Source organism: uncultured Duncaniella sp. (assembly GCF_910577345.1).
GTDB lineage: Bacteria > Bacteroidota > Bacteroidia > Bacteroidales > Muribaculaceae > Duncaniella.
The window spans coordinates 1-565 of the sequence record NZ_CAJTMT010000004.1 but is presented as its reverse complement, the minus strand read 5'-3'; positions in this window follow the sequence as shown (position 1 = coordinate 565).

The window sequence follows — 565 nt, the reverse complement described above, 5'->3', positions numbered from 1 at the left end:
AGGAGTGAAGCTCGAATTTTTAATATGTCTGTCATTCAGTGTCACCCTGCGGGGCTGTGCTGGCTCTACTTTCATGCTGATTATAAACGGAGTTCAAAGTATGTTCGCTCGTGGCGATGAACGTGCCGGAACGGGGTATTCTTTGCCTTTCGGCTGAAAAAATCTCCAGACTTCCCGTTGGTCAGCTCGTATTTTTTAAGCCGTGAGGCGAACACCCCTTGCTTTCCGTCACGCGGGGAGTTCATCGAGCGAACAAACTTCAAACTGCGATTATACGCATTAAAAAAAATATCGCCTTATGACACTGAATGACAGACATATTAAAAATTCGAGCTTCACTCCTTCACCAGCTCAAACCGCATTAAAAAAGGTTGCAAAGGTGGCTGTGGTTATCCTCGGTGCTATTGTCGGTCTGATGATATGGGCGGTTGTAAAGCCGATATTCCGAGGTATGGGATGGCTAATCTCCATACTGACGATGATAGCGATAATCTATTGGTTATTAACTTTCTAAAATATTACGACTATGGCAAAGACAATGAAATCAAACGACTCTGCAATCGCA